General features: G+C 70.8%; 12 protein-coding genes. 3 read left to right on the top strand and 9 right to left on the bottom strand.

Annotation, left to right across the window (positions count from 1 at the left end; genetic code table 11):
- Positions 1-10: 10 nt before the first annotated feature.
- Positions 11-808 carry a hypothetical protein gene (locus FHS29_RS05760; protein WP_184688997.1) on the bottom strand — a complete coding sequence of 266 codons (798 nt, stop codon included), beginning with the start codon at positions 806-808 and terminating at the stop codon, positions 11-13.
- 110 nt (positions 809-918) lie between these two features.
- Positions 919-1605, bottom strand: coding sequence for a Crp/Fnr family transcriptional regulator (locus FHS29_RS05765; protein ID WP_246439993.1), 687 nt, complete (start codon positions 1603-1605; stop codon positions 919-921).
- A 347-nt stretch (positions 1606-1952) separates the two neighbouring features.
- Between FHS29_RS05765 and FHS29_RS05770 the strand changes: the two genes are divergently transcribed.
- A complete protein-coding gene (locus tag FHS29_RS05770) occupies positions 1953-3017 on the top strand; it encodes an NADH:flavin oxidoreductase/NADH oxidase (RefSeq protein ID WP_184689000.1) in 1065 nt (354 codons plus the stop codon).
- Positions 3018-3088: 71 nt separating this feature from the next.
- Here the strand turns inward: FHS29_RS05770 and FHS29_RS05775 are convergent, their stop codons facing one another.
- Complete coding sequence (locus tag FHS29_RS05775) at positions 3089-3271, bottom strand: DUF3073 domain-containing protein (protein WP_184689001.1); 183 nt, start codon at positions 3269-3271, stop codon at positions 3089-3091.
- Between the two features lie 162 nt (positions 3272-3433).
- On the opposite strand from FHS29_RS05775, the gene FHS29_RS05780 reads away from it, so the two are divergent.
- Positions 3434-4315, top strand: a complete 882-nt coding sequence (locus FHS29_RS05780) for a DUF8083 family protein (RefSeq protein WP_184689003.1) — start codon at positions 3434-3436, stop codon at positions 4313-4315.
- 421 nt (positions 4316-4736) lie between these two features.
- On the opposite strand, the gene FHS29_RS05785 is transcribed toward FHS29_RS05780, so the two are convergent.
- The 5 genes from FHS29_RS05785 to FHS29_RS05805 all read right to left on the bottom strand — a co-directional run bounded on the left by FHS29_RS05785 (position 4737) and on the right by FHS29_RS05805 (position 9380).
- A complete protein-coding gene (locus tag FHS29_RS05785; protein ID WP_221455469.1) occupies positions 4737-5906 on the bottom strand; it encodes an MFS transporter in 1170 nt (389 codons plus the stop codon).
- 375 nt (positions 5907-6281) lie between these two features.
- A complete protein-coding gene (locus tag FHS29_RS05790) occupies positions 6282-6863 on the bottom strand; it encodes an RsiG family protein (protein WP_184689005.1) in 582 nt (193 codons plus the stop codon).
- A 60-nt stretch (positions 6864-6923) separates the two neighbouring features.
- The gene (locus FHS29_RS05795) at positions 6924-7772 is read right to left on the bottom strand and encodes a beta-keto acid cleavage family enzyme (protein WP_184689006.1); all 849 of its coding nucleotides are present in this window, start codon (positions 7770-7772) and stop codon (positions 6924-6926) included.
- 85 nt (positions 7773-7857) lie between these two features.
- Entirely contained in the window at positions 7858-8949 is a 1092-nt protein-coding gene (ygfZ, locus tag FHS29_RS05800; protein WP_184689008.1) for a CAF17-like 4Fe-4S cluster assembly/insertion protein YgfZ, read from the bottom strand.
- Positions 8949-9380, bottom strand: a complete 432-nt coding sequence (locus tag FHS29_RS05805) for a Fur family transcriptional regulator (RefSeq protein ID WP_184689010.1) — start codon at positions 9378-9380, stop codon at positions 8949-8951. The genes ygfZ and FHS29_RS05805 overlap by 1 nt, the downstream gene beginning before the upstream one ends.
- A 34-nt stretch (positions 9381-9414) precedes the next feature.
- Here FHS29_RS05805 and FHS29_RS05810 point away from each other — a divergent pair, with 34 nt between their 5' ends.
- Positions 9415-10257, top strand: a complete 843-nt coding sequence (locus tag FHS29_RS05810; protein ID WP_184689012.1) for an aminodeoxychorismate lyase — start codon at positions 9415-9417, stop codon at positions 10255-10257.
- Positions 10258-10320: 63 nt separating this feature from the next.
- Here FHS29_RS05810 and FHS29_RS05815 read toward each other — a convergent pair whose 3' ends face one another.
- Positions 10321-12873 carry a glycosyl hydrolase family 18 protein gene (locus FHS29_RS05815; protein ID WP_184689014.1) on the bottom strand — a complete coding sequence of 851 codons (2553 nt, stop codon included), beginning with the start codon at positions 12871-12873 and terminating at the stop codon, positions 10321-10323.
- Positions 12874-12893 lie beyond the last annotated feature (20 nt).

Raw genomic sequence — 12893 nt, forward strand, 5'->3', positions numbered from 1 at the left:
TCAGGTCCTCTCAATCGGCATCGCCGCCCTTGCGGAAGCCCGGGCCGAAGTGCGAGCCGCGCTGGTCGTTGCGTTCGAAGTTCTGGATCATGTCGGCACGCTGCCAGGTCGGCACGTGCGCGTCCCGCCCGGCCTGGATGACCGTCGAGTTGCCGCTCGCGACGGCGCGCTGGTTCACCGCCGGTGCCTGCCCCGCGGCCGGTGGGTCGGCCAGGTCCAACGCGTGGACGTCCCCGTTCGGGATCCACATCCAGCCGTGGCCGTGGAACGTCTTCTCCACCACCTCGACCCGGCGGAAGTCGGCGGGGCGCAGCGTGGTGTGGCCGGCCAGCACGAGGGTGGAGTACACGATCTCGGACAGCACCACGACCAAGTCCGCGTCCGGGAACTCCTCCAGCGCGAGGTGCGCGGGTTTGCTGTTGAGCAGCCGGGAGACCAGCACGGAATCCTGGCCGGGGAACCCGTTCGCGCCATCCACCACCGCGCCGTGGTGGATGGCGAGTCGCATCCGGGCGCGGGCCTCGGGCACCCGGTAGCGGTTGGCCGACGTCAGTTCCGCGTTGAGCGCGCGGACGTAGCCGTCGACGACCACGTGTTCCGGTGCGTTCGGCGGCAGGACGGCCCACTCCTCGTCGCCCTTGGCCTGGCGGTGCCACGTGGACCGGTCCAGCCCGGCCGCCGCGCCCGCCCGGTCCAGGCAGCGGACCAGCAGCTCCTGGAGCTCGCGCTGGAGTTGGTCGTCAGCCGCGCCGTAGCGCCTCAGGTCGCAGCAGACCAGCAGACTGCGCCGGAAGGTGGCAGGACTCATGGACTCGGCCTTTCGACGTGGAGCGGTTGCGCTGCCGTGGGCATCTCGAAGTGCAGAGCCACTGTGGAGTACTGCACCGGGGCGAATGCCGCAAAACTGCGGCTTCGCCCTCAGATCCCCGCGAATTTCCGCAAGCTGTCCAGGTCGGGCACGAGCACGTCACGGCGCAGGTGGCTGACCACCACCCCCGCTTTCCGCAGATCGCTGAACGCCTTCTCCGCCGTCCGGGGCTTCATCCCGGCGATGGAGGCGAGCTCGACCTTGGTGAGCGGAATTCCCAGCGTCCAGCCCGCGGTCTCCTCTCGGCCGTACGTCTGCACCAATTCGGCGAGCACTCGGGCCACCCGTTCGGCGGCGGGGTGGGACAGGAAATCGCGGCGGCGCTGGTTCGCCCAGCGGAGCCGGTCGTTGATCATCCCGATCAATTCCACGAACACGTCGTTGCGCCGGTGCAGGAAGCCCATCAGCTCGCCGCTGGTGATCAGCTTCGCCACCACGTCGCCGCACGTCACGACGGTGGCCGAGCGCGGCTTCTGGTCCAGCGCCGCCATCTCGCCCACCAGGTCGCCCGCGACGCGGATCGCGAGCAGGGCGGTGTCGCCCGTCTCGTCGGTGGTCTGCACCTTCACCACGCCTTCGAGCAGCAAGAGGACGTGAGTGTCTTTCGCGTCCTGCTCGATGACCTCCCGGTCGGCCGTGTACCGCACGACCGTGCCGATGCTCAGCAGTTCTTGTCGGGTGTTGTCGCGGAGGCGACCCAGCAGACTGTTGCTGGGCCACCCTGGATCCTGTGTCATCGTGGTCGGCATGGGCAGCATGTGGATCCTGTTACTGTCGTGACCGGCGGGAACTGGAATTCGAGCCGACCTGCGTCGGGCGGCAAGTGATGGTCTCCCCGAACGTGCTGCGGACAGTACACCCGAATGGGCGTAACTGACCCGTCTTGCCGAGCGTTTTGCGTACCGACCCCCCATTCAAGATCACGTGCTAATGCACGCGCAATACCGAATCGAATGGAATTGTGCTGCTCCCGTGCGGTGGGACGGTCGTCACGTGGGGAACAACCTGTCCGATCCGGGACCTTGGACCTGTCGAAGGGCCCGAAGGACCCGTTGTCGTACCGGAACCACCCGAGGAGACGCATGTGAGTGCGCTGTTCAGCCCGCTGACCCTCCGTTCGGTCACGCTGCCGAACCGGATCGCCGTCAGCCCGATGTGCCAGTACTCCGCTCGGGACGGCTTCCCCGACGAATGGCACCTGGTTCACCTCGGCTCGCGTGCTGTGGGTGGCGCCGGCCTGGTCCTCTCGGAGGCGACCGCCGTTCAGGCGGTCGGTCGGATCTCACCCGCGGACACCGGACTGTGGGACGACGCCCACATCGAAGCGTGGCGCCCCATCACCGCGTTCATCCGGGCCCACGGAGCGGTGCCCGGCGTGCAACTCGCCCACGCCGGCCGCAAGGCCTCCACCCACCCGCCGTTCGCGCCCGAGCACGGCGGCGTGTCCGACGAAGAAGGCGGCTGGACCCCGGTCGCGCCCAGTGCCGTCCCATTCAGCGAGACGTACCGGGTGCCGACCGAGCTGGACGAGGCGGGCATCGCGCAGGTCGTGGCGGACTTCGCCGCCGCCGCCCGGCGGGCGGTCGCCGCCGGCTTCGACGTCGTCGAGGTGCACGCCGCACACGGTTACCTGCTGCACGAGTTCCTGTCGCCGTTGAGCAACCAACGAACCGACGGCTACGGGGGTTCCCTGGCCAACCGCACCCGGATCGCGCGCGAGGTGACCGCCGCCGTCCGCGAGGCGGTGGGTGAGGACGTGCCGGTGCTCGTGCGCATCTCCGCCACCGACTGGGTCGACGGCGGCTGGACGGCGGAGGACAGCGTCGCACTCGCCCGCGACCTGACCGCCGTGGGCGCGGACCTGATCGACGTGTCGACCGGCGGCAACGTGCCCAAGGCGGACATCCCGGTCGGACCGGGCTACCAGGTGCCGTTCGCCAAGACGGTACGGCAGAAGGCCGACGTGCCCGTGGGGGCAGTCGGCATGATCACCGAGGCGCGCCAGGCGGAGGAGATCCTCGCGGACGGCTCGGCCGACCTGGTGCTGCTCGCGCGGGAGCTGCTGAGAGACCCCTACTGGCCCTGGCACGCGGCCAAGGAGCTCGGGGCTCGGGTAACTCCGCCGAAGCAGTACGCCAGGGCGTTCTAGGACCCGCTTCAAAGGTCGGGCTGCCGGTGCGGAACCGGCAGCCCAACCTCGTCAGCGGGTGATGTGTTGCTTCAGCGACGGTAGTCGTCGTACTCGTCGTCCGATGGCTCGTCGTAGCGTTCATCGCTACGACTTCCGCCGTCGGAATCGCCGGACAGCTCGCGTTGCAAGGCGTCAAAGTCGGTGTTGTGAGAGCTGTACTTCAACTCCCGCGCCACCTTCGTCTGCTTGGCCTTCGCTCGGCCGCGCCCCATGGCTCGACCCCCTCGCACAGGGACGGGGGCGGCCGGGGGAACGGCGGCCCCACTCGTCTCGACAACTAGTTCCTGGTAACTACCGTACCGTGTCGAAGGGGTTCCTCGCGACGCGGTAGGCGTGACACGTGCCGCCAATTCTCCGCATGGGAGGATGCGCGGGTGCCTCGACCGTTCGTCGCCTACCTCAGGGTGTACGAACCGCTGTCGGCTCTTGACGCACCGTTGGCGCTCCAGGTGCGGAAAGCCCTGGAAGCGGGCCCCCTGAGCCGAGCGGACGCCGGCGTCCGCGAGCGGGAGCTGTGGCTGCGATCACAACTGGCCCGGCCGCCCCGTCTGCTGCCCGGCGAGCGCGCGGACGGGCGTGTCGCACCCGACACGCCGCTCGACGTGATGACCATCAGCCCGGCCGAAGTCCCCGGCGACGTCGGCCCCGGTCCGCTGGTGTGCCCGCTGGACCTCCGGCAGAGGTCCGCGGCAGCCCTGGTCGGCTTCCTCGCCACCTCCACCGGCCCGCTGCAGGACGCCGCCCTGTCCGTGCAGCCGGAGACCATCAGGTCGCGCGCCTCGGCCGTCATGGCGGAACTGACCGGCGGGGCGGTCCACGTCATCTCGGCCACGTGGACCGTGCCGCTGCCCTGGTTCGCCCTGGTCGACCCGGACGCCCGCCGGATCGTCCTGGCACCGCGGGACGACCCGGAGCGCCAGGTGTCCTGGCGGGCGTCGATGGCGGACGCACGGCACCGGGTGGCCCGAGCGCGGAAGGTCGTGTCCCGCGCACTGGGCGACGCGGGCCCCGCGAAGGTGCTGGCGGACACCGGCCGCTGGCTGGACCACTTCGCGCCCGACTCGGCGGTCGAGCTGGACTACGGCGGCCTCGTGCAGCTCATCGAGGACAAGGACCTGCTGGAGGACGCGTCCGCCCAGGACGTGAACGCGATCGTCGACGCCCTGGAAGAAGGCGACGCCGAGGAAGTCGCCCTCCGCTACGAACGGCTCCGCGAGTTCTGGGGCGAACTGGCCCGCCGCGAACGCCACGGCTAGCGAACGCCACAGCCGGCGCCCTGCGGCTCGCGAGGTCACAACGAGTGCCTTACGGCCGGCCCCTCACAAACGGGCGCCACAACCCGGGGATACGCACAGCTGAGGACGTCCGGGCAGGCAAGGGCCGACAACGCCCCAGTCGGAACCCAGCCGGAAACTCCAGCCGGAACGCAGCCGGGAATGCCCAGCCGAGGACGCCCCGGCCGGAACGCAGCCGGGAATGCCCGGCCGGGAACGCCCGGCCCAGGACGTCCAGCCGAGAACGCCCCGCCGGACCGCCCCGCCGGGACCGCCCGACCGAGCATGCCCGGCCGGCAATACCCGGCCGAGGACGCTCGGGCAGGGGACGCCCCGGCCCGGACTGTGCCGAGGCCGTGCGGTGGCCCGAGGCTGTCCGGCCGGCGGGATTTCACCGGTGTCGTTATCCGAACCGGGTCGCCAGGTGGCGTGGCGTGAAGGCCGGGGCCAGCAGGAGGCGGGCGGCGGTGGCGCTCGCCGCTGCCAGCAGCAGGGCCGCGGGCCACCCGAAGGTCACCGCCACCCACCCGGCCAGGGCCGGGGTGACGGTGGCGCTGAGGTAGTTCGCCGTGTTCTGCATACCCAGGGCGGTGCCGCTGCTGCCCTCCGGGGCCAGCTCGGCGGCGGCCGTCACCGCCAGGCCGTTCCAGCACAGGGCCAGGGCGGCGGTCGGGATCAGGACGCCGGCCAACAGCCCGATCGGAGCCTGGTCCAGGACCGCGCACAGGACGAAGCCCACCGCGATGACCACGCTCAGCGTCTTGAGCGGACCCACCCGGTCGCGGACCCGGTCGGACCAGACGCCCACGCCGAGCCTGCCGAGGCCGCCCAGCACCTGGGCCACCGCGAACAGGCCCGCCGCCGCCCCCACCGCCACGCCCCGGTGGTCGTGCAGGAGTTCCACCATCAGCGCGGCAGCGGTGAACTGGGGTACCACCAGCAGGCCGCTGGCCGCGCTGAGGCGGATCAGGTTGCGGTCGGTGAGGATGACCCCGTGGCCGTGAGCGGCACGGACCGCGCCCGGTGGTTCCCGCACCAGGACGGCTACCGCTGTCGCCACGAACGCCGTGAACCCGGCCAGCGCCAGGAACGCGGTCGGCACGCCCGCCGTGACCGCCACCAACGGCAGCACCGCGGCCGCCAGTGCTGCGCCCAGTGGGGTCGCGGTCTGGCGGATGCCCATGGCCAGGCCGCGGCGGTCCGCCGGGAACCACGTCAACACGGCGCGGCCGCTCGCCGCGTTGACGCTCGCCCCGAACAGGCCCACCCCGACCAAGGCCAGGCCCGCCACCACCGGCCCGTCCATGGCCGCCAGCGCCAGGCACGCTGCCGCACCTACGCCGCCGATGGTCATGACCAGGCGTTCGCCTCTGCGGTCGGCGGCCACGCCCCACGGGACGAGGGTCAGCATCGTGCCCAGGTTGACGGCGCCCAGCAGCAACCCGACCTGGGGCAGTGTCAGGTCGAAGTGCTCGCGCAGGTGGGGGGTGATCGCCGGGAGCCCGAGGAACACCGCCGCATTGGTGCCTTGTGCCAGCGCACCCACGGCCAGAACCACCCAGCGGTACCCCATGCCTGCACGCTAGGGCGACCGCTCAGGATTTGGGAGGGTCATCCCAGGTGTTGGTACATCGTCCAGGGCTGATCACCTCCTCGTCGGTACGCACTGCCCCGGTTGTGACCGCTCAATTGTCGAACACGAGTTCGAACGGGAGCAAGATCACGATTGGGTGATCATGAGGCCGGTCGGGGCGGCGCGAGCGAGGGACGGAGGACCAGCGAGAAGGACGGAGGACCAGCGAGAAGGACGGAGGACCAGCGAGAAGGACGGAGGACCAGCGAGAAGGACGGAGGACCAGCGGGGCGGAGGACCCGCATGACCGAGGACCGCCGGGGCGGACGGAGTACCCGGTGGGGGAAGACGAAGGGCCTGGAAGAAGGGAAGGGTTCAGCCCTTGGTGCGACCGGGGTTCGTGGGCCAGCCGCGTTCGGCCGCCAGCAGCTCGTCCACCGAAGCGCTGCCGTTCTGGTACCGCCCCGCGATCTCCGCGTTCAGCCGGTCCACCACGACCTGCACCTCGCGCCGCCGCCCGGAGACCGAAGCCTCCTCGTTCACGAACGTCCGCAGCGCCAGGTCCAGCTTGTCGTCCGACAGCGAACTCACGTCCGACAGGTCGACGTCCGACACCAACGCCTCGACGTGCCGCCGGTGCGCCTCGGCCCGCGACGGCTCCTGCGTCTGGTACCGCCCCAGCCCGGTCGCCGGCCCCACCGCGTTCGACGCGAGGATCGTCGCCAGCTGGTCGACCACCGCCGAACCGCCGTCGGTGCGCCGCGCCTGCTCGGCCCGCACGATGTCGATCCGCGCGTGCAGCAGCCGCCGGAGGTACGACAGGTCGGTCTCCTCCTGCGCCGCTTCGTCGCGCAACGCCCGCACCTCGGCGAGCGGGAGCCGCTCGACCCCCTCCGCGTAGTCGGGGGCGAGCACCCGGTCGATTCGGCGGCGCCCGCCAGGACGCACCTCGATCACGTACTCATCCTGAGGTAGTTCCTGCCCACCCGCCAACACAAACCTGCTTCCAAAGTTGTTTCAAACCTGTACCGGACTGCGCACGCCGAGTAGCTCGCGCGCCTCGCCCGGGGACAGCGGCGGTCGCTGGGCGATCTTCGCCAGCCCCGCCGCACGTGCCACCAGCTGGGCGTTGTCCCGGACCGGCTGCCCCTTGGCGTAGGTGATGGTGTCCTCCATGCCGACCCGCAGGTGCCCGCCGGCGCTCAGCGCGGCCAGCAGCACCGGCAGGGACGTCCGGCCCACCCCGGTCGCCGAGAACGACGCGCCCTCGGGCAGCAGCCGCAGCGCCGCGACCAGCGTCTCCACGTCGCCGGGCATCCCGCCCGGCACGCCCATCACCAGGTCGACGTGCACCTTCCCGCCCGCGGGCAGGCCGTGCTTGTCGAGCAGCCGGTGCAGCGAGGCGAGCTGCCCGAGGTCGAAGATCTCGTACTCGGGCACGATCCCGCGTTCCTGCATCGTCCGGTGCAGCGCGACCACGAACTCCCACCGGTTCAGGAAGACGTCCTCGCCGAAGTTCACCGTCCCCATGGTGCAGGACGCCGAGTCGGGCAGGGCGTCCAGCACGCGCAGCCGGTCCGCCTCGGGATCGGTCACCGCGCCCCCGGTGGACAGCTGCACGACCAGGTTCGTCCGTTCGCGCAACGCCTGCACGGTGTCCTTGAGCCGCCCCAGGTCCAGGGTCGGACGGGTGTCCTCGCCGCGGACGTGGACGTGCACCATCGCCGCGCCGACCCGCTCGCAGGCCTCGGCGGTGGCGACCAGCTCGTCCAGGGTGACCGGCAGCTGCGGTACGTCGGCCTTGGCGTGCTCGGCCCCGGTGGGGGCGACGGTGAGCAGCGTGCCGTGGGAACCGGGTCGGGACATGTCGTGATCCTGGCACAGAACGCGGCCCGTTCGGCGTCTCAGTCGGCCGGCCCGGGCTTTTCCGCCGAGTTCACCCGGCCGGGCGCTACCGCCCGAGGTTGCGGGCGGCCTCCCGGCCCAGGCCGGGGGTGTCCGGCGGCACCGAGTCCGGGTCCACGGACGCCTGCACGCGCCGGTCCTCGTCGCCCACGACCAGCTCGGTCTCCACCGGCACGGACCGCTTGACCAGCGCCAGCGCGATCGGTCCCAGCTCGTGGTGCAGGGCGACGGACCCGACCCGGCCCACCACCCGGTCGCCGGCCAGCACCGGGTCGCCGGTCTCCGGCTGGACCTCGCGCGTCCCGTCCAGGTGCAGCAGCAGCATCCGCCGGGGCGGCCGGCCGACGTTGTGCACCTTCGACACCGTCTCCTGGCCCCGGTAGCAGCCCTTGTCCAGGTGGACGGCCGAGCCGATCCAGTTCACCTCGTGCGGGATGGTCTTCTCGTCGGTGTCCACGCCCAGCCGGGCCCGCAGGGACTCGACCCGCAGCGCCTCGAACGCCCAGCTCCCGGCCGGACGGGCGCCCCCGTCGGTCAGCCGCTGCCACCACTGCGCCAACGACCCGCGCGGCACCACCAGGTCGGCCGCGTCGTGGCCGGGCCACGGCATCCGGCGGACGAACCCGCCGCCGGGCAGGGCGGTGACGCCCGAGACCTCCGGCAGCGGCACGTCCAGCTTGGCGAACAGCCCGGCGACCTCCGGTCCGACCACGGACAGCACGGCCAGCTCGGACGTCGCGTCGCGCGGCTCGACCTTGGACCAGAAGACCATCTTGGTCAGGTAGGCGAGCAGCGGCCCGGCGGTGGCCGCCTCGGTGTCCAGGTAGACGGTGCCGCCGGTGTTCGCCACCACGGCGTGGTGCTCGACCCGCCCGTGCACGTCCAGGATCAGCGCCTCGCTGCCCCGGTCCTCGCCCAGCGCCTCGAAGTGCTGGCTGGTCAGCGAGTGCAGCCAGGTCAGCCGGTCGTCGCCGGGCACCGCGACGACCGCCCGGTGGGACCGGTCGAACACCGCGACCGACCGCGCCGCCGACCGTTGCTCCGCGAACGGGTCGCCGAAGTGCCAGGGCACCCCCTGGTCGACGGACCCCTCGAACGGTGCGACGGCTCCGGGCTTGGCCAGCAGCGGTGAGCTCACTAGTTCTCCTTCAAGCAGTCTCGGCAGGTGCCGGACAGCGCGAGGTGGCTTGCATCCAGTTCGAACCCGTACTCGTCCCGGAGTGTTCCGGCCAGGGGCGAGAGGGTTTCGCACGGCACCTCGTCCACCTGGCCACAACGGTGGCACACCAGGTGCACGTGCTCGTGCTCGTCGACCGAGTAGTTGGGCGCGCCGTGGCCCAGGTGCGTGTGCCGCACCATGCCCAGCCGGTCGAGCAGGTCCAGCGTCCGGTAGATCGTCGTGATGTTCACGGTAGGGGCCGTGACCTGCACCCGCTGGCAGATCTGCTCCGGCGTCGCGTGCCCGAGCTCGCGCACCGCGTCCAGCACGAGCTGGCGCTGGGGCGTCATCCTCATGCCGCGGTCGTGCAGGGTCTTGCGCAGGGCCTTCGGGCCGCTCGCGGTGTCCACGAATCCGATGGTAGGCCGTGAGTAGTCTCACGGTATGCGCGTGCTCGCACTACTGGATGGAACGCTCGCCGATCCGGACGCCCCGCTGGTGCGGGTCGACGACCTCGGACTCCTGCGCGGCGACGGTGTCTTCGAGACGATCCTCGTCGTGGACGGCAAGCCGAGGGAGCTGGATCCGCACCTGGACCGGCTGGCCCGGTCGGCGGCCATGATGGACCTGCCCGAGCCGGACCGGGCCGCGTTCGAGCGCGCGGTCAGCCTGGTGCTGGACAACTGGACCGGCGGGCGGGAGGTCGCGCTCAAGCTGGTCTTCACGCGCGGCGTGGAAGGCGGCGACGGCACGCCGACCGGGTTCGCGCTGGGCATGGACATCCCGGCGAAGGTGATCGGCCAGCGCGCCGACGGCCTGGCCGCGGTCACCCTGGACCGGGGCATCGAACCGGGGTTGGCCGAGCGCGCGCCGTGGCTGCTGCTGGGCGCGAAGTCGCTGTCGTACGCGGTCAACATGGCGGCACTGCGGGAGGCCGAACGGCGGGGTGCGTCCGAGGTCGTGTTCACCACCTCGTCCGGCTCCGTGCTGGAGGGCCCGACGTCGACGCTGATCATGGTGCGGGGCCGGACGCTGACCACGCCGCCGTCCACCCTGGGCATCCTGCCCGGCACGACGCAGGCCGCGCTGTTCCGCGCCGCCACCCGGGAGGGGTGGGCGGTGCGGGTCGAGCCGATCGCGGTGGACGACCTGTACGAGGCGGACGGCGTTTTCCTGGTGTCCAGCGTCCGCAAGATCACCCGCGTGCACACGTTGGACGGTAAGTCTTTGCCGGATTCCACGGAATTGCACGAAGAACTCGTGGACCTCTACGAGTCGGAGTACTGAGTCCGAATACCGGCGGAAACGCTGTCCTCGGGGACCGGAGTCCCCGAGGACAGCGTTGCGGGACTACTTGAGCCCGGTGTCGACGGCGTTCATCAGGAGGCCGGTGTCACCGGACATCTCCCAGATCATCGCGCCCAGCAGGCCGCGCTGCTTCATCCACGCGGTCTTCTTCTGGATCGCCCACACGTCGTCGAACGTCCACCACTGCCCGCCGTTGCCGGTGAAGCAGGACGTCGCCACCGCGGCTTCGTCGTGGTGGACCGTGCAGTTCGGCACGCTCGACATCAGGTTCGAGTACCCGCGCGTACCGGCTTCCTCCGCGAACTGGCCGGGTGCCGCGCCGGTGGCCGACTGCCACTCGCCCTTCTTCCCGCCGTCCTGGACGCCCTGCCAGCCGCGGCCGTAGAACGCCAGTCCGACGGTGATCTTGCGCGGGTGCACGCCCGCTTCGAGGTAGGCGTTGACCGTGTCCTCGACGCTGAAGTGGAACGGGTACGGGTCGTCCGCGTCCGGGTACAGGTTGCCCTGGTGGCCGGTGCGGTTGGGCTCCCACGAGTTGTCGCTGCCCGAGCCGTGGAAGTCGTAGCCCTGGACGTTGAAGATGTCCATCGACTTCGCCACCTCGCCCAGCTCCCAGCCGGCCTCGATCTTGCCCCGGTCGGCCGGGGTGAACGCGGTGAGCTGGTAGCGCTTGCCGGTGGTCTTGGTCAGCTCGTCCATCTGCTTGCGGAACTCCTCGATCAGGAGGGTGTTGTTCCGCTTGTCGTTCGGGCTGATGTGGTTGCCGGCGTGGCCCTCCGCGCCCGGCCACTCCCAGTCCAGGTCGATGCCGTCGAAGATGCCCGCGGCCGTGCCCGGACCGCCCGCCGCGTTGTAGGTCGGCAGGTTGCCCTTGAGGTAGATGTCCAGGCAGGACGCGACGAACTTCTTGCGCGCCGCGTCCGTGGCCGCGACGTCGGAGAAGTACTTCGAGTACGTCCAGCCGCCCAGCGAGATCAGCACCTTCAGGTGCGGGTGCTTCGCCTTGAGCTTCTTGAGCTGGTTGTAGTTGCCGCGCAGCGGCTCCCAGCCGGTGTCGGCCACGCCGTCCACGGACTGGCCCGCGCTGAACGGCCTGCTGTAGTCGGCTTCCGCGTCGCCCGCGCCGTCGCCCTGGTTGGGGTCCTGCGGGTTGGGCGAGGTGCCCTTGGTGACGCCGTGCAGGCAGGTCAGGTTGACCGGGTCGATGTTGCCGAACGCGTAGTTGATGTGCGTCAGCTTCGCCGCGGCGCCGTTGGTGTCCAGGTTCTTCACGAAGAACTGGCGCCCGTAGATGCCCCACTGCACGAAGTAGCCGACCTTCGCGTACCCGCCGACGATGTCCGCGGTGGTCACCTTGACGGAGTTGCTCGCGCCGGACACGTTGTCGTAGATGTCCCGTGCCTTCACCGAGAACGTGTACTCGGTGGACGGCGACAGGCCGTCGATCTTGGCCGTGGTCTCGGTGACCGTGGCCCGGACCGTGGTGCCCTGGTACACGTCGTAGTTCGCGACCTTGCTGTTGTCCGTGGCCGCGTCCCAAGTGAGCGTCACGCTGCCCGCGTCCTTGCCGGTGCCGCGCAGGTTGCCCGGGGTGGTCGGCGGCTGGGTGTCGTCGGCCGGGTTGTTCGTGGTGACGCTGAGCGCGTTGCTCACCGGGGACTGGGTGCCCTTGGTGTCCTTGGCCCTCACCGTGAACGAGTAGGCGGTGTTCGGGGTGAGGCCGGTGACCGTGGCACTGGTGCCGGTGACCGTGGTGGCCAGCGCCGTGCCGTTGTAGACGTCGTAGCCCGCGACCGGCAGCGAACCGGCGGTGGACGCGTTCCACGCCAGCGAGACGGTCTTGGTGGTCTTCACCGGCGAGCGCAGGTCACCCGGCGCGGTCGGCGGGACGTCCGGTGAACCGTCGCAGTTGGCGTTGTTGACCCGGCAGGTCACCGGTTCGACGGCGCGGCTCAGCGTGAACGTCGGGCTGTACGGCTCGGTCGTCCTGTTCGCGCCGATCGACTTGTTGTAGTGCACCGGGACGACGGTGACCGAGTTGCCGGTCTGGGTGACCGTGGCGTTGTTCCCGTTGCTCGCGGTGACGCCCGCGGGCAGCGTGAACGTGATCGACCAGTCGGCCAACGTGGTGGTGGTGTTGTTGGCGACGACGAACTTGCCGGTGTTCCCGGTCAGGCTGAAGTCCGCGGTGACCGGCGCGGGCGGCGGCGGCTCGGGACCGGTGCCGTCGCAGTTCGCGCCGTTGAGGGTGCACGACGTCGGGTCGACCGCCGAGCTGAGGGTGAAGGAGGGGCTGAACGGCTCGGTGTTGCGGCCCGCCTGGAGGGTGCTGATGTAGTAGGCGGGCGTGAGCGTGACCTTGGTGCCGTTCTGGGTGGTGGTCGCGTTCTGCACGCCGCTGACCGTGACGCCCGCGGGCAGGTCGAACTTGATCGACCAGCCGCTGACGGCGGCCGTCGTCGGGTTGTTCACCACGAACTTGCCCGTGGTGCCGGTTCTGCTGAACGTGGCGGTCAGGCCCGCAGCGGCGGTTGCCGGCGTGGCGAAGGTGGCGGTGGCGGCTAATGCCACCAGCGCGATGGCTAGTCGGCGCATGAGGGTTGTGCCTCTCGATG

The organism is Saccharothrix tamanrassetensis (assembly GCF_014203665.1).
Taxonomy (GTDB): Bacteria; Actinomycetota; Actinomycetes; order Mycobacteriales; family Pseudonocardiaceae; genus Actinosynnema; species Actinosynnema tamanrassetense.

What these genes read in the sequence shown, in the direction of transcription:
- FHS29_RS05760 (WP_184688997.1), bottom strand. Translation starts at nt 808, where the DNA reads ATGAGTCCTGCCACCTTCCGGCGCAGTCTGCTGGTCTGCTGCGACCTG.
- FHS29_RS05765 (WP_246439993.1), bottom strand. Translation starts at nt 1,605, where the DNA reads ATGACACAGGATCCAGGGTGGCCCAGCAACAGTCTGCTGGGTCGCCTC.
- FHS29_RS05775 (WP_184689001.1), bottom strand. Translation starts at nt 3,271, where the DNA reads ATGGGGCGCGGCCGAGCGAAGGCCAAGCAGACGAAGGTGGCGCGGGAG.
- FHS29_RS05785 (WP_221455469.1), bottom strand. Translation starts at nt 5,906, where the DNA reads ATGGGGTACCGCTGGGTGGTTCTGGCCGTGGGTGCGCTGGCACAAGGC.
- FHS29_RS05795 (WP_184689006.1), bottom strand. Translation starts at nt 7,772, where the DNA reads ATGTCCCGACCCGGTTCCCACGGCACGCTGCTCACCGTCGCCCCCACC.
- FHS29_RS05810 (WP_184689012.1), top strand. Translation starts at nt 9,415, where the DNA reads ATGCGCGTGCTCGCACTACTGGATGGAACGCTCGCCGATCCGGACGCC.
- FHS29_RS05815 (WP_184689014.1), bottom strand. Translation starts at nt 12,873, where the DNA reads ATGCGCCGACTAGCCATCGCGCTGGTGGCATTAGCCGCCACCGCCACC.